The organism is Desulfosarcina alkanivorans (assembly GCF_009688945.1).
Lineage (GTDB): Bacteria > Desulfobacterota > Desulfobacteria > Desulfobacterales > Desulfosarcinaceae > Desulfosarcina > Desulfosarcina alkanivorans.
On sequence record NZ_AP021874.1, the window covers coordinates 35,345 to 58,869 of the forward strand.

Sequence of the window (23,525 nt, forward strand, 5' to 3'; positions counted from 1 at the left end):
GTCTACACAGCGGTTTGGGGAAAAAGCAGGTCTACAAATTTTTCCGCCGTTGGTTGCGGTTCATGGTTGGCCAATCCCGGGCGTTCGTTGGCTTCGATAATGACATGTTTGGCCCTTTTAAGGTCGGGAACAATCATGTCCAGTCCGGTTACCGGAATATCCAAAGCTTTGGCTGCCTTTTCAGCAGCCTCGCTCAACGCCGCGTGGATGATTCCCGTCACGTCGTCAATGGTTCCTCCGGTGTGCAGATTAGCGGTCTTACGCACCTTGATTTTCTTTTCCGCGGGGATCACTTGATCCAATTCGTAACCGGCCTGCCGGACGCAACGCCGAGTTTCATCGTCGGTCGGGATGGCGCTTTCCCCCTCGGTGGCGCTATCCCGCCGGCGATTGTATTTCTCAATCAATTCCATCACTGTATGCTGTCCGTTACCGATAATAACTGGCGGTCTGCGCACCGCCGCGGCAACGACCTTGTAATCAATGACGATCAAACGCAGATCTTCGCCGGACATATAGGATTCGAGAATCACGTCCGAGTAGAATTGACTTGCCCAGGCAACGGCCTTTTCCAACGCCTCCGGTGAGCGCACATCAACGCTGATTCCGTTGCCCTGTTCGCCGCGTGCTGGTTTGACGACCACCCGCTTCAAATCCTCCATGATGGCCGCGTTGGCGCCGGCATCGTCCAGGCTTGCCGGTAATTGTTGGGGCACGTTTAATCCCGCGGACTTCAGGACCCGATGTGTCAACCGCTTGTCGTCGCAGCGGCTCATGGCGATTGCCGACGTTAACTCGGTCAGCGATTCGCGGCAGATGATCGATCGGCCGCCGTGAATCAGTTTGAAATAGTTGTGCTCTTCATCGATCACCTCCACCCGAATGCCGCGTCGTCGGGCTTCATCGGTGATGATCCGGGCATAAAGGTTCAATTTTTCCTCTGGCGCGGAGGCTGTGAAAAACGGTTCGTTGATCTGGTTCTTGTGCTTTACGCAAAAGACCGGAACGCGTTGGAATCCAAGTTTTTCATATAGGGCAATGGCTTCGGTATTGTCATACATGACCGACAGGTCCAGGTAGCTGCGGCCACGGGCGTGGTAATGCTCCGCCAGCTGACGCACTAACGCTTCACCCACGCCCGGTGCATGGGCCTGAGGGTCGACTGCCAGACACCACAGGCTGACCCCGGATTCCGGATCGTTGAATGCCTCGACGTGATCCAGGCCGGTCACCGTGCCGATGATCTGTTTGCTTTCTATCTCTTCCGCCACCAGGTAGGTTCTCAAACGAGAAGCATTGCAATTTAATAAAAAGTCGGGATCGGTGGGAACCATTTTTCGGGAACGGTAGATTCGATTGACGGCCTCTGCATCCCTTTTCGTACTGAGTCGTTTTACGGTGAATGTCGGCCATCGTTTGCGTCCTGGACGATAATCATGAAACCACAGCCGATAGGTGTGAGAGGGGTCCATAAACAACTTGTCTGGTCCCATCGAAACCATGACATGGGGGTCTCGCAGATAGAAGGCGATATCGCGCTTGCCTGCCCCCTCCTGACAAATGGTATCGAACAGTTTTGAGTTGTCACAGAAGGTATGACCGAAAATAATCCTCCCCCAACCCATCTCCACGACCGCATCGCTTTTTAGGCTCACGGCATCGTGACCCGTCGCTGGTTGCCAGTTTTTTAAAGACAGGCTGGTCATGCGCTCCAGGCGGTCGCTACGATTGTGAGCATTCATTATCTTGTCCTCCTTCTTTAGGTGTCGGAAAGTCCTGGTCACGATAGGCACAGTTTATTGTTTACAGCCCATGAACAGACAGCCAATGCTCGAGTACCGCCATTTGCCATAGCTTGGAACCATTTAACGGGGTGATATGATCTTCGGGCTTTTCCAAAACATGATCCACATAGTCGGGATTAAAGAGCTTCCGTTGTCGGCTTTTCTCGGATCGTAGGGTATCGGAGACAAACGCCAGGTAGTCACCATCAATATATTTCAACGCCGGGACCGGGAAATAGCCTTTGGGGCGATCGATAACATCTGCCGGGATCACTGATCGTGCCGCCTCTTTGAGCACATGTTTGCCTCCGTTACCCACTTTCATTATCGCCGGGATCCGTGCAGCAAACTCCACCAGCTCGTGGTCAAGAAATGGCACGCGCGCTTCAAGGCCCCATGCCATGGTCATGTTGTCCACGCGCTTGACCGGGTCGTCGGTCAACATCACAGTGGTGTCGATACGCAGTGCACGATCCACCGGGGATTGCGCCCCGGGCTGGTCAAAGTGGCGGTGAACGAAATCAAGGCTATGGTCATCGCCCACAAAACGTGAATCGACGGCAGCGACATATTCCGTGTGTGGACGATCGAAAAAATGACCAACGTAGTCATAGAAACCGTCGCGACTGTCTATCAGCGGCGGATACCAGTGATAACCACCGAAAATTTCATCAGCCCCCTGACCGCTCTGAACGACCTTGACGTGTTGCGATACGGCCTCGCTGAGCAGGTAGAAACCAATGCAGTCGTGGCTGACCATTGGCTCACTCATGGCGCTGATACACCGCTCCAGAGATGGCAGCACTTGGTTGTCATGTGCCTCGATCTTATGGTGGTCGGTACTGTAATGGTTGGCGATGATATCCGAATAGGCGAATTCGTTTCCGTTTTCACCGTTGAGGTCTTTGAAGCCGATGGAAAAAGTGCTGACGTTCCACTGTCCGAGTTCTGCCAGAAGCCCCACGATCAAACTGGAATCGAGTCCTCCGGAGAGGAGCACGCCGACAGGGACATCGGCGGTGAGACGCCGCTTGATCGCCGAGCGAAGATATACCAGCAACAGCTCCGCCCAGTCCTCCAATTCATACTTTACCTCATCTGCAGATGGTGTGAAATCCAGCGACCAGTAAGCTTTTTCCTTTACGCTGCCATCCGGGACCACGGTCATTGTTGTGCCTGGCTTCAGTTTTTTTATGTCCTTAAGGATCGTATGCGGTGCTGGTACCACCGAATGGAAGGTCATGTAGTGATGCAGCGCTATAGGGTCGATGTCCTGGGAAATGTCGCCATAAACCAGCATTGCCGGAAGAGAAGATGCAAAACGAAAGGCGTTGGCCGTTCGGACATAGTACAAGGGTTTGATACCCAGTCGATCCCGAGCGATAAAGGTCTTGCCGCTGTCTCTCTGGACAATGGCAAATGCGAACATGCCGTTGAATCGCTTGACACAGCTCTCTCCCCAGGCGTGATAGGCCTTTAAGATGACTTCGGTATCTCCGTGAGAAAAAAAGCAGTAGCCTTCTTTCTCCAACTCCACACGCAGTTCTTGATAGTTATAAATAGCACCGTTGAATACGATGGAGAGCCCCAGAGTGTTGTCCACCATGGGCTGGTGGGCGCGTTCGCTAATGTCGATGATCTTCAATCGCCGATGTCCAATGGCGTTGCCGCCATGCACATGCAGGCCTAAAGCGTCGGGGCCGCGCTTTTTCATTATATTTGTCATCTTGATTACGGACTCAACATCTGACGGCTGACCATTGAAACTTATCTGTCCACAAATACCACACATGTTTTACATCACCCTTCTTGATGAATTTATAATCAATTTCATTAATTATGAAATACTTATCGTGCACTATTTATAAAGGCTAACATAGCAGGGCAAAATTCAAATGGGGGGATCTATGTATACCCGTCTCATGCATGCTGTATTGAATTTGAATGGGACAATTCACGGGCTCTGTGCTTGTGGAAGTCAGACAGGAAAATAGTTCGAGTGGGATAGGCAAAATCAATGTCATGTTTGTCGAACTGATTAAATATTTCCAAATTTATGGTCTGCTGAATGGTCATGTATGGGGTCTAATCGGGGGGGAGAGCACATAGTAGACGATTTCGAAAATGAGCGCGAATTCTGCGTAGCCTTTGAAATGGGCGCGATCAAATCGTACATAATGCTGATCATCAACGACTTTTCGAAGCATGTCGGCCGTTTTTTTTAAAATTTCATATTCCGTCTGATAAACGACTCCGATTGAAAAGACGACGCGTCGTTCTGTCATGCGCCAGTAATTACGGACCCGGGTAACCAGGAGATCATTGTTTGAAAAAAAAATCAGCTGTTTACCGGAAAGACTTCGAATTCGTGTAGTTTTTAAGCCTATGCATCGCGAATGCGATAAAGAAAGGAAGTTGATGTGAAAATCATCACATAAAATTGGTGTGGGGAGGTCTATTCTTGGCTTGGCCAACCTCATCTATGGCATAATATTTTAACCAATTCGCTGTCTCGGGAAAGAAATGTGCCAACCCTTCCAGAACGCCGGCGGCATAATTGCCGTTCATTTCCATAAAATTCCCCTTTGCCAAATAAAGCCGCTCTTGCAGTCCCATGCTTTTTAGTTTGTCGAAGGTGGCTTGATAAACATCGCGAGAAGCATTTTTTACTAAAATCACCGGCAATCCACTGGTCAGCGCGTCCAGGTCATTCCCGCTGTCACCGGCAAACACAGTACTCAACGAATCGATATTTTCCTGACTCATTAAAAATCGTATCGCCAGAAGCTTTGGGAGAATATAGAATCTCATTAGTTTGATTAACTTTACGAAAAATTTTAATTTGTATCTATGGGTTGACTACCCCATATTGACGACTGAATGCCATTCTGGCGATATGGGTTAGGTGAAATACCCCTATATTGCATATATAAATTGGAAACCAATCACTACAACTCAAGTTCTTTTCTTTTCGCCCACACCTGGGACAGTCGTTGAAATATTTCATATAGAAGCCCTTTTAGTCTTTGCCAGTTTGGCTTCAGTAGGTAGTTCAGCGGTCAAAGGTGATGAACGGTTTAGATTCGATGTAACTGTCGTCATTGAGCATCTCTTGTTTTTCGACATCGGGTGCAAAACCAAAGGCTTCCACTTCCTTACCGGCAACGCCCGGAAGAGAATGACTGACGGACGCAGGAAACGCTCCAGAAGAAGATTGCAGTCGGGTGATGATCGGTTTTTGAGGAATTCGAACGAATCTCATGATCTCTTCAATATAAATGTTAATCACATTAGCCATTTCCCTGACCTTGCTATTCTTATTTTTGATATGGGCTTCGAATTTTGATACTGCATCGTCAGGGGTTTGCGCATCTACAATGCTGCTAAAATAGCCATGCCGTTGATTACCGTCAGCGTCGATCTCATCAAAGGAAAAATAGCCGATGAATAACAAAGTACGCCTCCTTATGTTGAGGTTAATTTTAATATAGTTGAATTAGGTTAAACTCAAACACGATTCAACATCTATTGCTATTATGAATATACTGTAGTTTCTGACGGTCAAGACTGTATTTTTCACGCCGTTCGTTCGGCAAATGGCAGTTCTGTGTAATCATTTTTTATCGTGATGCCAATTACCACAAGCGGACCCAATGGAAGCGGCTGCTCTAAATCCGATCGATTGGTTGTAAGGTAGTGCGGATCCTGTATACACGATAGCTATCTTCAGAATAAATGATGCCCCCCATTTCATCCACCTAAGCTATAGTTCAAAATGGTCTAACAAACACAGGTATGCCCATCTGTTCGATGAATTGAGTTGGCGTTTGTCAACCAACGAATGCCCCCGATAATGAAAGGATCCTGAAATGCCCACAAGAGAAAGCTTTATCGAGTCATTGAAAGAGAATGTGGCAGTCTGGAAAGCCGAGGTAGAACGCTTGCAGGTGAATGCAGACCGGATCGACAATAAAGAAATGGGTCACTACAGTGCAACCATTAAGGAAATAATTGCAAAAATACAACAGGTTGAAAACCAGTTCACAGTCGAAGGCATTTCACGATCTGACACTTGGCAAGCGTTGAGAAAACGGTCAGAAGCAGCAGGAAGTGATATCGAGCTGCTTATCAATCAGGCTGCCCAACGTTTTCTTCCTGACATCGATTGACAATCGCAACACCTTTAATGGACTCAATTCCGAGGTGAAGGAGGCAGAATATGCCAAAAAGGGAAATTTTTGTAGAGAAATTCAAGGCCAAGCTTGACGGATGGAGCGCTGAATTGGACAGGCTGGAAAGCAAATCTGACGCCATCGATTTCAAGAACCGAGCCCGTTACCGGGCCACTATCCAGGAAGTCAAGGGACAGATTCAGCAGTTGGATAAAAAACTCATGGTCCTGAAAAATACAACCACGGATGCGTGGCAGGATCTAAAAAAACGTACCGAGCTTGCTTGGAATGAATTCGAATCCGGCGGCAAAGAGGCCCTGAAAAAAGTGACCGGCAACAATTACTAAACCGTGTCATCGCGCATGAGACCGCAGTAGACGGGGTGTTTGATATCAACCTCGATCCACTGTTGATCGAAAACCACATCAGGGAAGAAACTCCAATTTGCCAAAGAAGGAGTACTTAAAAATGCTGCGAAGTGTAAAAGATATTCGAGGGTATTTGTTAAAAGCCCAGGACGGTGAAATCGGAAAATGCAGCGACTTCCTGATAGATGACAAACAGTGGGTGGTTCGCTATATTGTTGTCGACACCATGAAATGGCTTCCAGGTCGCAAAGTGCTCATCTCACCTATATCAATCGGCGATGCGGAAGCTTTGAATCGCAGGTTGGATGTTGCTTTGACCAAAGATCAAATCAAAGAAGCACCACCACTTGACGCCGACGCACCTATTTCACGTCAGTACGAACTTGATTACAATAGATACCATGATTTGGCGAATTGCTGGGTAGGGACACCCGTGTGGGAACCCCACGTTCACCCTTTCCTGCTGCATCGGTCGAAGGCAGATAGCTATGTTTCCAAGATGGAAGCGGGCGACCCGCATCTGCGATCCGCAAAGGAGGTGATGGGCTATAATATCCAGGCCACAGATGCGCCCATTGGCCACATCGCGGATTTTATTGTCGACCAGGACACCTGGATCGTCCCCTATCTGGTCATCGACACCATCAATTGGCGGCCCACCAGCAAAAAAGTGCTGATAAAACCGGACTGGGTCGAAAAGGTGGGCTGGAGACGTAAGAAGTTGCTGCTGGATCTGACCAGCGATCAAATCAAAAACAGTCCCACATACGATCCATCCATGCCGGTGAATCAAGAATGCGAGGTCAGGCTGTATGATTATTATGGCCGGCCCTATGATCGGAAAAAGGAGGGGGTTCAATGAAGAACATCACCAGAATCCTTTGTCCTGTGGACTTTAGTGAACCATCTCATGCAGCCTTAAAATTCGCAGTCGAGCTGGCCGAGCATTTCTCGGCCAAGCCAATATTGTTCCACGCGATCACCGAAATTGATTTAACTCCGTCGCCGTCACATACCCTGACCCAACACATCATGGATCAAATTCCGCAAATTATGCAACAGATGAAAGAAAACGCGCAACGGGCCATTCAGGAGTTAATTGACAGCTTGATTGAGGACCGGGTTCAGTCGTTGAAGCTGGTTGAAATAGGGAATCCGCCAACCAGCATTGTCAATGTCGCCAAAGATGTAAAGGCGGATCTGATCATCATGGCTACCCATGGAAGGAGCGGCGTCAAAGGCCTGTTTTTTGGCTCCGTGGCCGAAAAAGTGGTCCGTACAGCAGATTGCCCAGTATTAACCATTAAACATCAGCCCGTTTGACGTAGGCTGAAAGATAAAATCTATCCTTGATATAGAAAGTGGCAAAGAGCCCTTGATTGTTTGGTATTCATGGTTCCGAACTTCACTATGAGTTTCTAAATGATAGTGGCTTAAATATATCAGACCACCAGGCAGACAGCAGTTATACCGGGTGCTGTAATGGAACATGTTCGGCCGCCTGTGGGGGAACCACCAGCCGAAGATTTAGGCAATGGTCCACGATTCGTTCCTGGAGAACGCATGAGACAGGCTTGAGCCGTTGTAATGGTGGCGACAGATTCTTGAATAATACCCACTTCATTTACAGTCTGGACCCCATTGTCTTATGCTCAACCGATACCTTACCTTAAATTATCAGTTTTTTAATAACGGGAGTATCCATGCTGACCCACCGAAAAGTTCTAATTCTCGACCCGTCTCCAATTTTTCGACAGACGCTTATGGAGGTTGTCCGGAAGAGTGTCGAACACGTCGAGATTAAAGAAGCCAATACCGCTATCCAGGCCAGGGATATCCTGCGAAATAAAGCTATGGATGTTTTATTTATGGATATCGCGCTTCCCGAGAGCAACGGCATTGAACTGATTGCGTCAATCAAGGACATACTTCCGAATATCATCATCGTCGTACTCACCAGTCATGATACGGCCGAGTATAAGGAGGCTTCACTGCTGAGCGGGGCCGACTACTTTCTGTCCAAGGAGCGTTCAGGCGGATTGCGTCTGATAGACGTCATACACACAACTCTTCCTAAGCAAACAATTGCCTCCTAATAATATATAATAGCAAGCATTGGCTGCAAACTTGCCATGATATGCAATATTCGGTATGCTAATATCTTAATGGTCGTTATGGTTGTGACTAAATTTGAAATAACAGGATACTCCCACGGCCAAGTCAATATCCACAATAGAATGGAAAGCCCGGGCATTGGATAAAATATATCGAATTTTCATCGTTGAGGATCATCAACTGTTTCGGGAGGGGCTCAAGTCCATGCTTAAAAACCGAGACGATGTGGAGATCATTGGTGAGGCACAAGATGGCCTGGAGGCGGTGAGGCAGATTCGAAAATCCAAGCCGGATCTGATCTTGTTGGACCTGTCCATGCCAAAGATGGGGGGTATTTCGGTGATGAAGGAGGTCAAAAGGGAGTTGCCGGACACACGAATTCTTGCCCTAACCATTCACGAATCCGATCAGTATGTTATTGAAGCCTTCGATGCGGGAACAGACGGGTACTGCATCAAGGATGCCAGTCGACAGGAGTTGATGCTGGCGTTGGACAGTGTATTGCAGGGCAAGACCTATATTAGCCCAGGTATCTCTGACCAGATCATGGAGGGCTTTTTAACCGGTCGAAAAAAAATGAAAGAGCACTCCCGCTGGGACACCATCACCCATCGAGAGCGAGAAGTACTTAAGCTGCTCGCCGAAGGTTACACCAATAAGGAAATAAGCGAATTTCTTAGCATCAGCGTAAAAACTGTGGAAAAACACCGCGCCAACCTGATTCGCAAACTCGACTTGCACAATGTCGCCCAGCTTACCGCCTATGCCATAGAAAAGGGCCTAATGGAGCCCAAAAAATAGCCGTGCTTTCGTGTTTTTACAATGCGTTAACAATTCTTTGACACGTACGATAATGCAATTTTTTCACAACAAAAACACATATAGATTGACCAACAACAGGTAAGAGCGATGTGTCTGTCCGATAAAACAAAACTGAGTGATCGGCATGTTCTTAACTTCCACATTAAAGCCCCATATTTTCAGGCACTCAATAACGCACCGATTCCAGTATTCATTATACGCGAAGATGGCCGGTTTCTTTTAATGAATCATGCATTCCAGACGGCGACCGGATATTCACCTGAAAGCATCCCCACCATCGAAGCTTGGACCGAGCATCTTAAAGGCAATTCAGATGACAACGTCGCCAATCGTTTTGCCAATTTATTCGAACCACACAAGATTGTAGCGCCATTTCGCGTAAAAGTAAGTACCGCGGATGACAAATCGCTGGTTTGGGAGCTTTTCAACGCACCACTTGGACAGACGGTGGACGGCCACCGTATGGTCATCAGCATTGCATCAGATGTTACTACCACTAATGTGGACCATCAGCGCTCTCTGGAAGACGTGAAGAACCGTCTGGAACAGGAAGTCACTAAACGGACCAAAGACCTGAATACGACCATACTCGCATTAGAAAAAGAAATTGCTGAAAGAAAACGCATGAGTGATGCGTTGACACGGTCTCAGGAGCGCCTGACAGAAATGTCCAGACGTACGTTATACCTATTAGAAGCTGATCGGCGCACTGTTTCCAAGGAACTCCATGATAGTATTGGCGCCAGTTTGGCGGCAATTAAATTCAGCCTCGAAGAAAAAGAGATGAAGCGGTTTGAGGCTCATGGTTGCCTGGATGATTCTTTGGAACAGGAAATAGCTTACCTTTTGGCGACTATCAAAGAAACCAAACGTATTTCCGCCTACCTTCGCCCAACAACCCTGGATGATTTAGGACTGATGGCTACCGTCCAATGGTATCTGCGGCAGTTCCAGCGCATGTATGGAAACATTCAAATTAATTACAAGGCGGAAATAAGCGAAGACGATGTTCCCGAGTCAATGAAAATTATCATTTATCGTATCATTCAAGAAGGCCTAAGCAATGCTGAAAAACATAGTGAGGCTAGTTCTGTCCGGCTCCATATGAAATTTGAAGATGGTGGACACGCCATCTCATTGTTTATCGAAGACGATGGCCGAGGCTTTGATGTCGCCGAGGTGCTCTCTACCAAAGATCCCCTCAGTGGATACGGCCTTACGGCCATGCGCGAGCGCTGTGAGGTTTTTGGTGGCTCTTTTAATATAGAATCCCGAATCGGACAAGGCACCAAGATAAATGCCGTTCTGCCGATAAAATGATTTCGTTTCCAGCCGTATCCAGCGATATGTTTCACAAATTTATCATGGTTTAATAATGTTATCACCGTTGTAACACCCTCATCTCGTCTTGGCCATGCCACCCCGATGTTACAAATTCAAATTGAAAATCGGTTAATGCCATACCATTTTGCAGATTGCGAATGCGGCAATTACCCTGTCAAATAAGATGAATATACATACATCAGCCTATAGCGGCGGTGAAATGCATGGATTAATATTAATCGCTAATGGGCCTGCACGATTGCACCTGCTATAGTCAGCAAGCGATACCTTAGAGAAATATGAGTTTGGGTAGCAGGCACTTTCTGTTGGGTCCGTATAGAAGCAAGATTTTGCCTAACAAGAAAGGCGAAGATTCAACTCCGAACAAAATGAACTATAAGGGCAGCGAAACATTTTTTTGCCAATCAAAAATACGCTGCCGGCATACTCGAAGGCATCGACCACTATCGCTTTATCGAAAAGGCTGAAATCAATGTGATTTGATTTAGGCGGCTGCTCAACACATAGTTGACAAATGGCTCATTTTCTGAACCAGGAAGTTGAATACCAATTTCAGATGGGAGGCTTATATGACGATTGGTTTTGATGAGATACAAGTGGATAAAACACTCAAGGGCACGATTGTGACCCTTCGGATAAAAGAGAAGCTATATAAAAAAGACTATCAAACCTTTGTTCCCATGATCGAGAGCCAGATTCAAAACAGCTGTCCAATAAGGCTGATGGTTGAATTGCACGACTTTGAGGGCTGGACTGCTGGTGCTTTGTGGGAGGATACCAAATTTACCGCCAAACATTATAAGGACATTGACCGATTGGCGGTTGTAGGCGAATCTCGATGGCCAAAAGGGGTTACCGTGTTTTCCAAGCCGTTCACCGCTGCCGACGTGCGTTATTTCGACATGCAGGAGATCGATAGCGCTCGAAAATGGATTCGAGGAGGGTGATTATTTACAGTTATTCCATTATTTTAGATCAAGTAAGCCTTGTGGCACAGTTTTGTCGGGTGAGCTTCATTTATTCCGGTTTATCTGACTCACAATAGCCAGTCTCCCAGGACGGGTAGGGGGTAACATTGCCGCGGTTACTACAACGTATGGACGGGAGTAAGGTTGTGCATGGCCTGTATTTAGGCGTTGATCGGATCCGTAGCGTTGTTAGGCAGAACATGGCCATCCTAAATACAGTCTGCTTCTTCATCCCTATCCGTTTGTAGGTTGGCCGGATAGTATCTTTGGGTAGAACATTTTTGGCCCTACACAAACTCAGAACGTACATTTGCATAACTGTTGGCTTTGTTAGATCAGCCCCACCATGATTGATTCAATAATCGAATTCCATCCTATTTTTGGATAGGGGGGCTAAGAATTACAGATCCCCCTCGGCCACACCTCGGAATGGCTTGGCTATATTAAAATGCTGTTATTATTTGTCAGAGATGACTGAACGCTGGCATTCTGGCAGAATACAGAAGGTTCATGTCATTAACCGATCAAGCATTGAGTCGTTGCAACCGTCTGCGTGCCGCCTGACGGACGTCTTTATCTGAATCGTTTTGAACGACCTTCATCAGCAAGTCCTTGTTGCCTTCTTCCATAACGGCCTTTTTTCTCACCCTCGGGTTTGAACGAGCGATTTTCGGCAAAAAAAGATCTCGAAACTTCATTTTTTAACCTCCTCCTTTTTCTTTTTGTGCTGAATTGTACAGATGTGTCTACCAATCATCAATGGGGTATAGACAGTATATGAAGGCGTTTTTATAGCTGATCGACTTTGTATCTGGCTGTTTTCTATTGATAAGTTCCTTGAACAAAAACAAACTGTATGAATCGAGATCATACTCAAAATACAGGCTTCACCCAATTGCCACCGACCTATAGCGTATGTATGGTAAGAATGTCTGAAGCTGTTTCGTCGGTTTTTTGCACGGTGAGCTTTAGAATGTCGGTATCAGTACATCAAAATCTAAAGAGACTGGAGGATTTTATTACACTTCAAAAAAAATACCGCTCCCACGCAATCAGCAAAGGGACTTTGGACATTGACGATTTGCTGTTTAATTGTTTTGGGTTTGCCTGCAATAACGTTGCAGTGGATCCATCGGACATCGAGATCCTAATCTCTTTGGAGCAACGCATGGCTGGCATGGTCTACTATCGAGATCCGGAGTGCACAAGAGAGAAAAGAATGAAACTGCTCACCGAAGGTATTTTTTCCATGTTGGAGCGGATCTCTCCTAAGGGAAGCTTTTTTGGAATCCACCCTGGCGATCCAGGACGTGTTGGATTTTGGCCTGACAGCCTGCGGTTTCAACCATAGCTGATTGGTGGATTGGTATCTTTATGACGATTCTGCGAAGCAGAATTAACATGTTTCGGAGCTTGGAGTTTTATACACTCTCATTTTCGACAATAGTTTTGATTATATCGTGTGTCAGTATCCCATGATGTGCAGCTTTAAAAAAATCAGTGTTTTTCTGACTACCATCGTGCTGCTGCATATGGCAGCAACATGCTGCGTTATATATGCGCTGTCTTCGTCCCTCAACCTGCGCTTGAACGACGGTAAGCGCACACTACAGATAGAAGCCAAGAATGCTGACTTAAAACAGGTTTTATGGAAGTTGGCCACCGTAGCCAATATTACGATCGAATACCCGGTGGCTTTGAAAAAGACGATCACCATACACAAAGATGATATTTCTCTTCGCGATGTATTGAAACGGATGTTGAAAGGAGTCAATTATGTCATTTTTTATTCCGGCCCCAATCCGAACCAAGTCGAGATTTCAAAAGTCAAGGTTATGGGAAAAGCAGGTCGAAGGAAGTCGAAAAGCATTAGGCAGAGACAATTAGCGGGACGAAAAAAATCCTATCAGAGAAAAATCGTTTCTCTGAAACGTCGATTATCGAAGATAGACGCCAACAGCAGGCGAGGAAAAAGCTATTTAAATCGTATCAAGCGTTTGGAGAAGACTATCCAGCAGCTTGAAAGACAAATGTATTGAAGATAAAAGCCAAGGCCGCCACCATTTGTAACATTAGCTGCCCAGCCAATCATAAAGATATTGGCGCGTCATCAATCCGATACCTTTCTTTGGCGCATTCTGCGATTACATTCAGATCAATATTCAGGTCTTTCTCAGGCGAGAGCACATCCAATCGATATTTCATTGAGCGTTTGCCTGGATTCGTAGGGGCGTATGTTCTCAGTATGCCCAATGCTCTTACGCCAGCATACTCTGCGAAGACATGCTCCTCGCCATATTCTATTTTTTTTCGTTTCAATTCACCCATGAGCTGTTTGTTGAGGCGTTCGAAAGTGAAGGTGCTGAATTCGCCGAACCTGCCGATTCCCAATATTCGAACCAATCCTGTAAGGCTGTTTTCTTTGTAACGAGTATCATGGCAGACGATCACATGTGGAGGATACAAGACCGTCCCATCCGACAATACTGAGTGCTCTGTCGCCGTATCCAAGCTCACAGCAAATTTTTTCAAACGGTGTTTGGACAGGCTATATTCTGTTTTGCAATATGCTAAATACATGTGGGGATCTATCAGACCAATGGAAACGCACGTGCTGATCCGCGTCCTGGATCCATATGGCGAAGCGATGTAGGTAGGGCAATGGCTGTGAATAATATCGTTGGCATCGATATCGATAGTTAATTTGCGGCCTATCTTTCTTTTGCGTTTGAAAGCTGCTGTTTTAAAGTTATTGATGCGTCGAGCCGCCCTAGTAAAAAAACCGCTGTCAAGATTGACGCTGCTGGCAAATCCATCCGGAAACAGGAGCGTGGCGTTATCGAATTGCATGCTTTCACGGATTTTTTCTCGAAAAAGGGATTCATCAAGCGATTCTATAGCCTCATAAGTGATTTCATTGTCGTCTACATCCTGATAGATCAGCCCACCCGGGATGAAAATGGCGCCTTTGTTATCCAGTTTTCCCGTGGCTCCTTCTTCATTAATACCCGGTAGTTGGCCCTGCTGGAGGCAAAATAACATTCGCCAGAGGGTATCCGTACGGACCGCAATGAGTTCTTTGAATAAGATGCTGCCGACTATATCTTTTCTATTAATCATTTACTTTTCCAATCTTCGGGCCGAGTCAATCAAGCTTAGTTTAGGAATCCATATGGGGCAAATAGTCATTCTCATTTCATAATTTACTTAATCTGTTAATCACATCATATAATCGAGCTTGTCAAGGGAACAGTTGTTACGCACTGATATCGTTTATGATAGCGCGAGCCCTACTACGAGAACCGACTAAGGGCAGACAAAAATAGTAGGATGGATTATGGAATCGTTCTAAAACGAAGCTCCCGGCTCGCGATTTAAAAAAACACGCAGGATTAAAATCCCGCCTAATTAAAGAAGACAGTTCGACCAACCCATCGCCAAGGAAGTTGGTCGTATGCTATGGCGCCAAGGGCAGATCGCTATGGGAACGCTGGTGGCAGCGCTGGGATTCACCATATTTCAGGTTCCCTTCAAGCTGGCCGCAGGAGGCATCACCGGTTTGGGCATTATCCTGAACGAATTTGCTCCCTTTCCGGTCGGTATGATTTGTCTTTTTTTGAACATACCGCTCATGGTATTAGGATTCTTCCAGCTTGGACGCTGGCGGTTCGTGGTCTCTACGGTGCTCTCCGTGATCTGTTTTTCCTTCTCGACGGACCTGTTCAATCTTTATTTGCCGACGGTTACCAAGAAATGGCCCATCACCGACGATTTGCTGCTTGCCTCCATCTATGCAGGAGTACTCTTTGGGGTCGGCATGGGCTTTGTTTATCGAGCAGGTGGAACCATTGGCGGCACATCCATACCAGTTCGAATTTTTTATGAACGTTTGGGGTTTCCCATGTCCCAGTCCTATCTTTTCAGCGACGGAGCCATTATTTTAATGACCGGAATGGTATTTCGCTGGGAGGTCGCCTTGCTATCGATTCTCACCTTGGTTCTTTCAGGGATCGTCTCCGACCTCGTTCTGGAAGGTGTCAGCCAGGTGCGAACCGTCACAATTGTCACACAAAAGCCCGAAGATGTTCGACTGGCGATCATCTATCAACTCAGGCGTGGTGTCAGCCTGTGGTCTATCGAGGGCGGGTATTCGAAAAGTGAGCGTACCATTGTAGGTTAGCGGGATCGAGGGTGGAGTAACCGGCAAGATAATCACAATCGTTGACAAACGGAAAAGAATTTTCGAATTAGATGAGCCTCCGGCAAGGGGGCTTTTTTTATGGATAAAGAAAAGGGGTGACGGTTGGCAGACCGGAGCACCCCAGAAAACCGGGTCGTATTATCGACCCCAACAAAGAATGGTCCGATGATACTTTCCGTTTGTGTAAAACTCAAGGATATTGATGAACAGGGACGCAATTTTTGTTGGCCAACACCTCGCGGATGCCCCAGGTGTGGTTCAACCCGAATATGGGGACACGGTTTCGTACTCGCCTATTTTGATGGATTTGCTTTTGGCGTATGGCTTCGAAGATACCGTTGCCCGGACTGTAATTGCATTATCAAAATGAAGCCCGAAGGTTATTTTAATCGTTTCCAGGTGCCGATTTTAACAATTTCCGATTGTTTGAAGCAACGCCTATCCAGCGGCAGATGGAACTCGAAGTTGTCTACATCCCGGCAGCGCCATTGGCTGGCCGCACTGAAACGAAAAGCCCTGGCCTGTTTCGGGATCGGAACCGATTTGCTTGCCGCCTTTTCCCTATTCCTGAATATGGGCCGGACACCTGTCAGTCGGACCATCTAATCCGGAGTTCTTTCCGTCATCGACAAACCTACCGAACAGTGCGCTCCCCGTACCGTGAGAAATGGTTTAAAGCCAGGGGAAACACAAAAAAGGAGGTTTGTATGACACAAGAAAAGGATGAGACCGTCGCTGTTTTCCGGTTCGGGGTCATTCACGAGTTTGTCGGCACGACGAACCTGACCAGAAGCGAGAAACGGCGACTGTTGAGGGAGAAGTGCGAGCGCAAATGGGTCATTCCCTATTCCAGCCGAACACGGATCAGCGAAAATACGATCTATCGCTGGATTCGACGTTACCAAAAAAGCAACGGCCGTATCGAATCGCTGTATCCCGGGAAAAGAGGCGATCAGGGTAGATCCCGAAACTTGGACGAAGAAACAGTCAACATCGTCCTTGCCACTAGACAAAGCCAGATGGCAACGCCAGTCCCGATGCTTTTGGAAAGTCTCAAACGCCAGACAATTGTTCCTGCAAGCTTTGGTCTTTCCACCCTCTATCGGCTGTTTCACCGACACGGGTTGATGGATCAATCCCCCAAACCGGAGGATCGAAGAAAGTACGAAGCCGAGCTGGTCAACGACATCTGGCAAAGCGATGTGATGCACGGACCCAAGGTGGTGGTCGATCAGAAAATGCGAAAAAGCTATTTGATCGCTTTTATCGACGATCATTCCCGATTGATCGTTTACGGCGGGTTCTACCTGTCGGAGAACCTGGCCAGTTTCATGGATGCTTTTGAAAAAGCACTTTCCAAACGAGGATTGCCGCGAAAACTGTACGTGGACAACGGCGCTGCCTATCGCAGCCGCAAACTCGAATTTACCTGTGCCTCACTGGCCATCGCCCTCATTCATGCAAGGCCGTACAAGCCCCAAGGCAAGGGCAAAATTGAGAGATTCTTCAAAACCGTTCGCGGTGGATTTTTACCTGCAGCCGATCTTTCCTCCCTGGAACGATTGAATCAGTCGTTTGCCCATTGGCTCGATACAGCCTATCACCAACGCATTCACAGCGCCACCGGCATGACGCCCTTTAACCGGTTCAGCAAAAACCTTGCCTGCATCCGAACGGCACCGAAGAACCTGAACGATCACTTTCGCACCGCCGTATACCGAACCGTCGCAAAGGATCGAACCGTCACACTCAACGGCAACCTGTTCGAAGCCCCGGTGGTATTGATCGGCAAGCGGGTGCTGATTTTGTATCACGAAAGCGAACCGAAAACGGCTGAGGTGTTTTTCAATCGGAAGTCCCACGGATTGTTGGTTCCCGTGGATCTGCATGTTAACTGCCGGGTAAAGCGGGACAAGAACATCAATACCCAACTCGAACCGGCCCACAAGACGGATTATCAGGGAGGCGGTCTATGGAAATGAATACGCCGTATCTGCCGTTCTTCGGTTTTGAGAAAGAGCCCTTCACGGCGGATATCGCGGTGACGGATATACTTGAAACGGATCAACTGGCGGCAGCGAAGAACCGTTTCGATTACAGTTTGGGGTTAGGGGCGATTTATCTGATCACCGGTGAGATCGGCTCCGGTAAATCCACAGCCATCCGTTATCTGGTAAACGGTCTGCATCCTTCCGAGTACAAGCTGGTCTACGTCACAGCCACGTCCGGTTCCATCCTGGAACTGTACCGCCTGATCATGGGAGAACTGGGAATGAAACCTGCCGGGACCTCCCGTGCGGCCATGACCGATGGAATCAAACGAGAAGTATTGGAATTGATCCACGGGAAAAAACAAAATGTCGTTCTGGTCATCGATGAAGCCTCTTTGCTCCGTCTGGAAGTCTTCGTGGAGCTGCATACGCTGTGTCAGTTCGAGATGGACTCAAAACCCTACCTGCCCATGGTACTGGCCGGACAAACTCATTTGATCGACAACCTGCGATATCCGGGTTGTCTTCCCCTGGCATCGCGGGTGGTGGCCAAAAGCCATTTCATCGGTTCCAAAAAAGAACAGATGCAAACCTATCTTCAGCATCATCTGACCATTGCCGGAATCGACCGGATGCTGTTCGAAGGTGATGCTATCACGGCCATCCACCAAGGATCGGGCGGCATCTTCAGGAAAGCCAACCACCTGGCTCGCGGTGCCCTGGTTGCCGCGGCAATGGGTCATGAAAAAACTGTCAACGCGGAACATGTGCGGCTTGCCGCATCCGAAATATTTTAGGAAAGGAGTCGATATGCCATCCCATCCGACCGCCGAAGATATCCGCCAAAAACTGGAGGCGCTTGTATTGGCCGCCATCTTAAATGTGCTCAACCGATTAACGGATGAGTTGTCTGTGGTAAGCCAGCAGAAAAAGATGAAATTTTAATCCGATTCGATACGGTTTGCCCGGTGAAACGGAGACAGGCTCTGCTGGGGAGCAACCTGTCAAGGGATAGCCGGGTGCAGGAGGCATTGAATAAAATGCCCAGAGGGGAGTAGCAAATCAGAAATGCTGCTCCCCTCATTTTATTCAAGCCTTCCTGCCCATGCCTTGAAAAACCCATAAGATTGGAGCGCGTAGCGCACCCTAATAGAGGTCCGACCAACGGTGGAAAGTCGTTGAAAACCGGTGGATATAAACAAAGTTCCAGTAAATTTGAAAACTTCGAAAACTCTTCAATTTAATCCGAAAATTGTCTTCCGTTGATTGCGGGAATCAACACCATGGTGTTCTGTACCATATTGCGATCCCGCGTGGCTTATTTGAAATACACCATCGCTACTGTGGATCCGGATGCTTTCATCATCATTGCAGTTATCGGAAGGCGGCATTTAACTCTCTAGCCAAGCAAGGCTGAACGCTCCTGGAATCCTACGTTCAGTGCAAATTTCATTCAAGACAACGAATCTGCGGTGGCTGCAGGGCTCGGTATTTCAGTGGATCCCAAATCAGCAGTAAGTAAGGATCTGAGGATTATGAGTAAAGGACTTTCCGAATTGGTTGCGACGAGCATTCAAGCTCATAATAACATTGTTGATTCCCATCCACTGATTGAACCATTTATTGATTTTTTCAAAGATGAATTGGTTGTAATTGAAGTGAGTTAGGTTTCATCCAAAACCAAGCCTTAATGACCATGGTCTTCGCCAAAAGTCTGGACAGTACGATCATTAACCCACTGGGTCGCCGCATGCCGCCAGCATCATCGCTGCCGAGGCCCTGGCCGGCAAGGACAATTTTTTCATGAACTACCTCAATGTTTCCCGGTCAGGTATTTTTGAGTGAATAGATTTTAATCTAATGTGAGAAATAACGTGAAGTGTAACGGTACAAGATAGATCAGATCATAAGACGTGAATCTATTTGCACTCGCTAAAAACCCAGATTCCTTGCCTTATGTTGCGAGTACACGTAACCCATTGAACTTTCGATGTATTTCAACAAGGTCTATCCAAATGCGATTTCTGCATGATATCAATGAATTGCGGATCATTTTGTGATTTTTTCAAAAAACAGTCAACATAATGTAGCTTCCATCGACATACCGTTAGATGGTCGGAAACCGGGTCGCACCCCGTCACAGTGTGTCCAACCAAGCCAACGTGTCCTGTTTGTTTTCCCAGTCGATTAATTCTTCCAGGCGGGGGTCCGGATTGAGCAGCGACTGGCTGTATCGGATAAACTGCTCCTGGATGCTTCGTTTGTGCGTCAGATCCATTTGCAGATAGGTCATTGTGGATTGGATATTTTCGTGACCTAATCGGTTTTTGATATCGGAGACTGGCTCTTTGGCGCAAAGCATTCTTACCGCACATGCATGGCGAAAGCTATGGGCCGGATTGATGTCTGCAAGGCGTTTCGGGTCCAGTACCCGCTGTAGATATTTTTTACAGATTCGATTGATCCCGTGCCGGGTAAAGCCGTCGCCGCGTTGGTTGATAAACAACCGCTGCCGGGACATTGGGTTCGGCTTTTTTCGGTAGCCGGTGATGTAGGTGTTGATCAAGTCGACCGTTTTCGGCCACAGTTGCATCTGGCGGAAGCGGTTGGCCTTGCCTAAGACGGCCAGTGTTTGATGATGGGGATCAAAGTATTCCAGGTTCAACGTCGCGACTTCACTGGCTCTGGCCCCTGAGTCATAAAGCAGATGCAATAAGGCATAGTCGCGCAACCCCTCGGATTTAGAAAGATCAACGGCTTGATAGACCTTAAGGATTTCATCGGGATACAAAAACCCGATCAACGGTCGTTGCGAGCGTTTCTGGGGAATAGAGAGGATCATGCCGGCCAGACGTCTTTTCTCCGGAACCATAAAGCGGATCATTTTGGCCAATGATTTGAGGGCCGCCAGCCGCTGGTTGCGTGTTGATGCCCGGTTGCCGCGTTTGGTTTGAAGATGGTCGAGAAAGTCCAGGATCAACGCACTGGTTAAATGATCGACTGTCAGCGATTTGATCTTAACGCCATGGTATGCGGCCGCATAGGGCAAGAATAGTTTAAAGGTGTCCCGGTACGCCTTTATCGTCTGCACACTGCAGCCCTTGATACGAGGCAGGTACTGCTCAAAAAATTGGTGTATACTTTGGTTAAGATTCATCGTTTTCGGGTGAGAACAAAATCCAACAGTTGTTCTCGTTGGTCGGCATCGACCATTTTCAGGTATTTGACGGTATGCTTGTACTCACTATGCCCCATATAGGCGGCCAGGACAGGCAGTGCTTGTTGGGGCGATCCTTGCCGGGATTTGACCTGCAAAAGGGTGTTGACAGCGAACGAATGCCTCAAGCTGTGTACGGTCGGGGCGCAAAAGTTGGTGCGGCCGACAACATGCCTTACCTGTTCAATACCGATGGTTCTGACGGATTGGTTAAAGATCAAGCGGATCCGTTCTGGAGTGAGGCCACCGTACCGGGACCCGGCCAGAAGATACGGGTTGTGAGCATCATCCATCAGGTTGCGACGCACATTCAGGTAGTTTTGCAGTTGGGTGTTTACCGCTGTCGGCACCGGTATCAGGCGGTCCTTTTTAAACTTGGTCTTTTCGATATAAAGGGTCCGCTCCGACTGGCGATAGTGATGCTTGAGCAATCGCACCGGTTCCGATATTCTCATCCCACAGCGGGCCAGCAGCAAGATCGCCAGATACACCGCCAAATCCTTCATGAAGCACCTGGGTTGCCTGCGGATCGTCCGGCATACAGCCAAAAGCAGCTGATCGACCTGCTTGGCAGAGAAGATAAAGGGGATGATCTCATTTTCCGACAACAGCGGGATGTCCTTTACCGGATTGACCGCATAATCCCCGCAGCGCACCAAATAGCCGAAGAACATCCGCACGGTGGAGATCACCCGGTTGATGCTGCGAGATTCGACCTTCAGATCGGCGCGTAACTCAAGAAAAAACGATGCCGGCAGAGCAGCCGGTTCTTTATGACGTTTGGCCAGATAACAATCAAAAGTCTTCAGGTGGGCATACAGCGCTTTGGTCGAGAACCCCAGGGACTGGCGGTAGGCCATATAATCGGTGAGCCGCGTTGCCAGAAAGCTGTTAAAGGGGGTCATCGAATAATACCTTTCGCATCAATTCGATATGGATGTGCAGATACTTTCGGGTGGACTCGATGCTGTCATGGCCCAGCATCTCTTTGACCTCGTAAATGGATGCACCGGCTTCCAACAGGTTTTGCGCATAGGTGTGGCGCAGCCAATAGGCGCTGGCGTCCAGGCCCGCAGCCCGCATACAGTTGCGGACGCAATGGCCGATGACATTGGGACTGAGCGGTCGATGAGGCGGATGCAGGGTTAAAAACAAAGCCCGGTGGTTGCTTTGGGCGCGACCGCCGATCAGGTAGGCGGCGACGGCTTTGATCGCTGCATCGGGCAACGGCAATTTGGCCGGACGGTTGTTTTTGCGATCCCGCAGGTAAACTTCCGCCTTGCCGAAGCTGATATCGTCCAATCTGAGCGATCGGATCTCGCAGGGACGCATCCCCAGCAGATAGGCCAGATGGATCATTGCGGCGGTTCGAAGTTCACTGGCCGTCGCATACCTTAAACTGGCAAACAGCTTATTGATTTCATCCTTGCGTAAGAACTTGGGCGGTTTTGGCTGGGCAAACAAGGGTGGTCCGGTGACCAGCGGCGCCAGGTCTTTGGCCAATAATCGGCGTTCGGCGAACAGGTAACGTAAAAATCCGCGCAGATAGGACCGATAAATCCTGCAGGAGGCAGTTGAAAACCCGTTTAAAAACGTCTTTAAAAATGCATCGATCTGCTCGATGCCGACCGCCCGCAGCTTGATCCGGTGCCGCTGGAGGTAGTGGGCAAAAGCGTTGAGCACGCGCCGGTTGGCCTTGATGGTGCGTTCAGGGGTTTGATGAAATTTTTTTCGAAAGCGCAGATAATCCTCGAACACGTCTGGTAAGTTCAAGGACGGTGTTGGATAGCGAATCGGTTGAGCAATTTTGCCCTGCGCGTAAAGATATCTCGACAGGTTGGTAACCGCGTGAGGAGGACTTTTGAAGCGCTTGATGGTCGCGAAAGTAAAAATGCCCTCCCATTCATAGCTTCCGGATTTGATGAAATCGATAAATTGGATCAATCGCCAGCGGTAATCTCTCTGGGTGCTCTGGGCATAGCCCTGGGTGGCCATCCACTGCCGATGGTTTTTGATGGCCTGTTTAAGGGCAATGACGACCCCTTCAGCAGTTGCCTGACGATTCTCCATCATGGCGTCATCCGCTTTAGCGATCGGTCGACAAGGCGGGCGATGGACACCGGCTGCTTTGTTGGTTTGCTGTCTACCTGCAATGTGGTTGGCGACAAAACGGGCGTTGCGGGAAGTTCGAGTACCTGGAAAACCGTGCCGTCAAAAGCGATCAGATCTTTGTCTATGAGCCCGTTTCTGGCGTTGATGTATTGGTCAAGATTCATCTGCAGCAAACTGCAAATTGTGTCGTAGCTGTAGAAAGAGAGTCCATGACGGTCTGAAGCGAGCACCAGCAAGAGGTAGAGAAGTATTTCCTTTTGCTGCAAAGATGACAAAAATCCCTGGGAAAGAAAACGGTGCGGGACAAAACTGAATCCACCATGGATGCGCCTGATACGATCAGGGTTGAGAACTTTCTTTTTAATCATCATGGCCACCTTTTCGATTGGGTTAACCATATCCGCGGCGAGGGAACGTCTCCACAATCCGGC

At 48.0% G+C, this 23,525-nt stretch carries 26 protein-coding genes and 1 pseudogene; 16 read left to right on the forward strand and 11 right to left on the reverse strand.

Annotated elements, in window-relative coordinates:
• Positions 1-2: 2 nt before the first annotated feature.
• From ngg to DSCA_RS00205, 4 genes are all read right to left on the reverse strand, one after another.
• Positions 3-1,742 (reverse strand): N-acetylglutaminylglutamine synthetase, encoded by a 1,740-nt coding sequence (gene ngg / locus DSCA_RS00185; RefSeq protein ID WP_155314527.1) that lies wholly within the window; start codon positions 1,740-1,742, stop codon positions 3-5.
• A gap of 61 nt (positions 1,743-1,803) precedes the next feature.
• The gene (locus DSCA_RS00190) at positions 1,804-3,576 is read right to left on the reverse strand and encodes an N-acetylglutaminylglutamine amidotransferase (RefSeq protein WP_155314528.1); all 1,773 of its coding nucleotides are present in this window, start codon (positions 3,574-3,576) and stop codon (positions 1,804-1,806) included.
• A 638-nt stretch (positions 3,577-4,214) separates the two neighbouring features.
• Positions 4,215-4,595 (reverse strand): HAD family hydrolase, encoded by a 381-nt coding sequence (locus DSCA_RS00200; RefSeq protein WP_155314530.1) that lies wholly within the window; start codon positions 4,593-4,595, stop codon positions 4,215-4,217.
• A gap of 241 nt (positions 4,596-4,836) precedes the next feature.
• Positions 4,837-5,238 (reverse strand): hypothetical protein, encoded by a 402-nt coding sequence (locus DSCA_RS00205; protein ID WP_155314531.1) that lies wholly within the window; start codon positions 5,236-5,238, stop codon positions 4,837-4,839.
• 415 nt (positions 5,239-5,653) lie between these two features.
• Between DSCA_RS00205 and DSCA_RS00210 the strand changes: the two genes are divergently transcribed.
• The 8 genes from DSCA_RS00210 to DSCA_RS00245 all read left to right on the forward strand — a co-directional run bounded on the left by DSCA_RS00210 (position 5,654) and on the right by DSCA_RS00245 (position 11,552).
• Positions 5,654-5,953 carry a sll1863 family stress response protein gene (locus DSCA_RS00210; protein WP_155314532.1) on the forward strand — a complete coding sequence of 100 codons (300 nt, stop codon included), beginning with the start codon at positions 5,654-5,656 and terminating at the stop codon, positions 5,951-5,953.
• Positions 5,954-6,003: 50 nt separating this feature from the next.
• The gene (locus DSCA_RS00215; protein WP_155314533.1) at positions 6,004-6,303 is read left to right on the forward strand and encodes a sll1863 family stress response protein; all 300 of its coding nucleotides are present in this window, start codon (positions 6,004-6,006) and stop codon (positions 6,301-6,303) included.
• Positions 6,304-6,424: 121 nt separating this feature from the next.
• Complete coding sequence (locus DSCA_RS00220) at positions 6,425-7,186, forward strand: PRC-barrel domain-containing protein (protein WP_155314534.1); 762 nt, start codon at positions 6,425-6,427, stop codon at positions 7,184-7,186.
• Complete coding sequence (locus DSCA_RS00225; protein WP_155314535.1) at positions 7,183-7,647, forward strand: universal stress protein; 465 nt, start codon at positions 7,183-7,185, stop codon at positions 7,645-7,647. Before DSCA_RS00220 ends, DSCA_RS00225 begins: the two co-directional genes overlap by 4 nt.
• 380 nt (positions 7,648-8,027) lie before the next feature.
• Positions 8,028-8,420 (forward strand): response regulator transcription factor, encoded by a 393-nt coding sequence (locus DSCA_RS00230; RefSeq protein ID WP_155314536.1) that lies wholly within the window; start codon positions 8,028-8,030, stop codon positions 8,418-8,420.
• 157 nt (positions 8,421-8,577) lie between these two features.
• The gene (locus DSCA_RS00235; protein ID WP_155314537.1) at positions 8,578-9,240 is read left to right on the forward strand and encodes a response regulator; all 663 of its coding nucleotides are present in this window, start codon (positions 8,578-8,580) and stop codon (positions 9,238-9,240) included.
• A 108-nt stretch (positions 9,241-9,348) separates the two neighbouring features.
• Positions 9,349-10,581 carry a sensor histidine kinase gene (locus DSCA_RS00240; RefSeq protein ID WP_155314538.1) on the forward strand — a complete coding sequence of 411 codons (1,233 nt, stop codon included), beginning with the start codon at positions 9,349-9,351 and terminating at the stop codon, positions 10,579-10,581.
• A 593-nt stretch (positions 10,582-11,174) separates the two neighbouring features.
• Positions 11,175-11,552, forward strand: a complete 378-nt coding sequence (locus DSCA_RS00245) for a SpoIIAA family protein (RefSeq protein WP_155314539.1) — start codon at positions 11,175-11,177, stop codon at positions 11,550-11,552.
• 545 nt (positions 11,553-12,097) lie between these two features.
• Here DSCA_RS00245 and DSCA_RS00250 read toward each other — a convergent pair.
• Entirely contained in the window at positions 12,098-12,271 is a 174-nt protein-coding gene (locus DSCA_RS00250) for a hypothetical protein (RefSeq protein ID WP_155314540.1), read from the reverse strand.
• Between the two features lie 158 nt (positions 12,272-12,429).
• On the opposite strand from DSCA_RS00250, the gene DSCA_RS00255 reads away from it, so the two are divergent.
• Together DSCA_RS00255 and DSCA_RS00260 are read left to right on the forward strand one after the other, a co-directional pair.
• Entirely contained in the window at positions 12,430-12,924 is a 495-nt protein-coding gene (locus DSCA_RS00255; RefSeq protein ID WP_167527538.1) for a hypothetical protein, read from the forward strand.
• Positions 12,925-13,093: 169 nt separating this feature from the next.
• Complete coding sequence (locus tag DSCA_RS00260; RefSeq protein WP_155314542.1) at positions 13,094-13,612, forward strand: hypothetical protein; 519 nt, start codon at positions 13,094-13,096, stop codon at positions 13,610-13,612.
• 49 nt (positions 13,613-13,661) lie between these two features.
• On the opposite strand, the gene DSCA_RS00265 is transcribed toward DSCA_RS00260, so the two are convergent.
• A complete protein-coding gene (locus DSCA_RS00265; RefSeq protein WP_155314543.1) occupies positions 13,662-14,693 on the reverse strand; it encodes a hypothetical protein in 1,032 nt (343 codons plus the stop codon).
• Positions 14,694-15,027: 334 nt separating this feature from the next.
• Between DSCA_RS00265 and DSCA_RS00270 the strand changes: the two genes are divergently transcribed.
• The 6 genes from DSCA_RS00270 (at position 15,028) to DSCA_RS32810 (ending at position 19,432) form a co-directional block, all read left to right on the forward strand.
• Positions 15,028-15,753: a YitT family protein gene (locus tag DSCA_RS00270; protein ID WP_155314544.1), complete on the forward strand. Its 726-nt coding sequence runs from the start codon at positions 15,028-15,030 to the stop codon at positions 15,751-15,753.
• A 728-nt stretch (positions 15,754-16,481) separates the two neighbouring features.
• Entirely contained in the window at positions 16,482-17,756 is a 1,275-nt protein-coding gene (locus tag DSCA_RS00275) for a DDE-type integrase/transposase/recombinase (protein WP_155314545.1), read from the forward strand.
• Positions 17,747-18,562, forward strand: coding sequence for an ExeA family protein (locus DSCA_RS00280; protein WP_197904692.1), 816 nt, complete (start codon positions 17,747-17,749; stop codon positions 18,560-18,562). Before DSCA_RS00275 ends, DSCA_RS00280 begins: the two co-directional genes overlap by 10 nt.
• A gap of 13 nt (positions 18,563-18,575) precedes the next feature.
• The gene (locus tag DSCA_RS32805) at positions 18,576-18,710 is read left to right on the forward strand and encodes a hypothetical protein (RefSeq protein ID WP_269434622.1); all 135 of its coding nucleotides are present in this window, start codon (positions 18,576-18,578) and stop codon (positions 18,708-18,710) included.
• Positions 18,711-19,048: 338 nt separating this feature from the next.
• Entirely contained in the window at positions 19,049-19,168 is a 120-nt protein-coding gene (locus tag DSCA_RS33090) for a DUF2179 domain-containing protein (RefSeq protein ID WP_155314546.1), read from the forward strand.
• Positions 19,169-19,300: 132 nt separating this feature from the next.
• Positions 19,301-19,432: a hypothetical protein gene (locus tag DSCA_RS32810; RefSeq protein WP_269434628.1), complete on the forward strand. Its 132-nt coding sequence runs from the start codon at positions 19,301-19,303 to the stop codon at positions 19,430-19,432.
• Between the two features lie 470 nt (positions 19,433-19,902).
• Here DSCA_RS32810 and DSCA_RS00290 read toward each other — a convergent pair whose 3' ends face one another.
• The 5 genes and pseudogenes from DSCA_RS00290 to DSCA_RS00305 form a co-directional block, all read right to left on the reverse strand.
• Complete coding sequence (locus DSCA_RS00290) at positions 19,903-20,649, reverse strand: tyrosine-type recombinase/integrase (protein ID WP_231716558.1); 747 nt, start codon at positions 20,647-20,649, stop codon at positions 19,903-19,905.
• A gap of 12 nt (positions 20,650-20,661) precedes the next feature.
• Positions 20,662-20,922: pseudogene (locus DSCA_RS32355) on the reverse strand (site-specific integrase); the annotation flags it as partial.
• Positions 20,919-21,887, reverse strand: coding sequence for a tyrosine-type recombinase/integrase (locus tag DSCA_RS00295; RefSeq protein ID WP_155314548.1), 969 nt, complete (start codon positions 21,885-21,887; stop codon positions 20,919-20,921). The pseudogene DSCA_RS32355 and the gene DSCA_RS00295, both read right to left, overlap by 4 nt.
• Entirely contained in the window at positions 21,874-23,055 is a 1,182-nt protein-coding gene (locus DSCA_RS00300; RefSeq protein ID WP_155314549.1) for a tyrosine-type recombinase/integrase, read from the reverse strand. Before DSCA_RS00300 ends, DSCA_RS00295 begins: the two co-directional genes overlap by 14 nt.
• Positions 23,052-23,465, reverse strand: a complete 414-nt coding sequence (locus tag DSCA_RS00305; RefSeq protein WP_155314550.1) for a helix-turn-helix domain-containing protein — start codon at positions 23,463-23,465, stop codon at positions 23,052-23,054. The genes DSCA_RS00300 and DSCA_RS00305 overlap by 4 nt, the downstream gene beginning before the upstream one ends.
• Positions 23,466-23,525: the final 60 nt, after the last annotated feature.

Coding starts and splice junctions, on each gene's coding strand:
- DSCA_RS32810 (WP_269434628.1), top strand. CDS start 19,301: ATGAGTAAAGGACTTTCCGAATTGGTTGCGACGAGCATTCAAGCTCAT.
- DSCA_RS00300 (WP_155314549.1), bottom strand. CDS start 23,055: ATGATGGAGAATCGTCAGGCAACTGCTGAAGGGGTCGTCATTGCCCTT.
- DSCA_RS00200 (WP_155314530.1), bottom strand. CDS start 4,595: ATGAGATTCTATATTCTCCCAAAGCTTCTGGCGATACGATTTTTAATG.
- DSCA_RS00225 (WP_155314535.1), top strand. CDS start 7,183: ATGAAGAACATCACCAGAATCCTTTGTCCTGTGGACTTTAGTGAACCA.
- DSCA_RS00305 (WP_155314550.1), bottom strand. CDS start 23,465: ATGATGATTAAAAAGAAAGTTCTCAACCCTGATCGTATCAGGCGCATC.
- ngg (WP_155314527.1), bottom strand. CDS start 1,742: ATGAATGCTCACAATCGTAGCGACCGCCTGGAGCGCATGACCAGCCTG.
- DSCA_RS00290 (WP_231716558.1), bottom strand. CDS start 20,649: ATGATCCGCTTTATGGTTCCGGAGAAAAGACGTCTGGCCGGCATGATC.
- DSCA_RS00250 (WP_155314540.1), bottom strand. CDS start 12,271: ATGAAGTTTCGAGATCTTTTTTTGCCGAAAATCGCTCGTTCAAACCCG.
- DSCA_RS32805 (WP_269434622.1), top strand. CDS start 18,576: ATGCCATCCCATCCGACCGCCGAAGATATCCGCCAAAAACTGGAGGCG.
- DSCA_RS00220 (WP_155314534.1), top strand. CDS start 6,425: ATGCTGCGAAGTGTAAAAGATATTCGAGGGTATTTGTTAAAAGCCCAG.
- DSCA_RS00265 (WP_155314543.1), bottom strand. CDS start 14,693: ATGATTAATAGAAAAGATATAGTCGGCAGCATCTTATTCAAAGAACTC.
- DSCA_RS00280 (WP_197904692.1), top strand. CDS start 17,747: ATGGAAATGAATACGCCGTATCTGCCGTTCTTCGGTTTTGAGAAAGAG.
- DSCA_RS00255 (WP_167527538.1), top strand. CDS start 12,430: ATGAATCGAGATCATACTCAAAATACAGGCTTCACCCAATTGCCACCG.
- DSCA_RS00230 (WP_155314536.1), top strand. CDS start 8,028: ATGCTGACCCACCGAAAAGTTCTAATTCTCGACCCGTCTCCAATTTTT.
- DSCA_RS00210 (WP_155314532.1), top strand. CDS start 5,654: ATGCCCACAAGAGAAAGCTTTATCGAGTCATTGAAAGAGAATGTGGCA.
- DSCA_RS00275 (WP_155314545.1), top strand. CDS start 16,482: ATGACACAAGAAAAGGATGAGACCGTCGCTGTTTTCCGGTTCGGGGTC.
- DSCA_RS00245 (WP_155314539.1), top strand. CDS start 11,175: ATGACGATTGGTTTTGATGAGATACAAGTGGATAAAACACTCAAGGGC.
- DSCA_RS00240 (WP_155314538.1), top strand. CDS start 9,349: ATGTGTCTGTCCGATAAAACAAAACTGAGTGATCGGCATGTTCTTAAC.
- DSCA_RS33090 (WP_155314546.1), top strand. CDS start 19,049: ATGGTGTTCTGTACCATATTGCGATCCCGCGTGGCTTATTTGAAATAC.
- DSCA_RS00295 (WP_155314548.1), bottom strand. CDS start 21,887: ATGACCCCCTTTAACAGCTTTCTGGCAACGCGGCTCACCGATTATATG.
- DSCA_RS00215 (WP_155314533.1), top strand. CDS start 6,004: ATGCCAAAAAGGGAAATTTTTGTAGAGAAATTCAAGGCCAAGCTTGAC.
- DSCA_RS00270 (WP_155314544.1), top strand. CDS start 15,028: ATGCTATGGCGCCAAGGGCAGATCGCTATGGGAACGCTGGTGGCAGCG.
- DSCA_RS00190 (WP_155314528.1), bottom strand. CDS start 3,576: ATGTGTGGTATTTGTGGACAGATAAGTTTCAATGGTCAGCCGTCAGAT.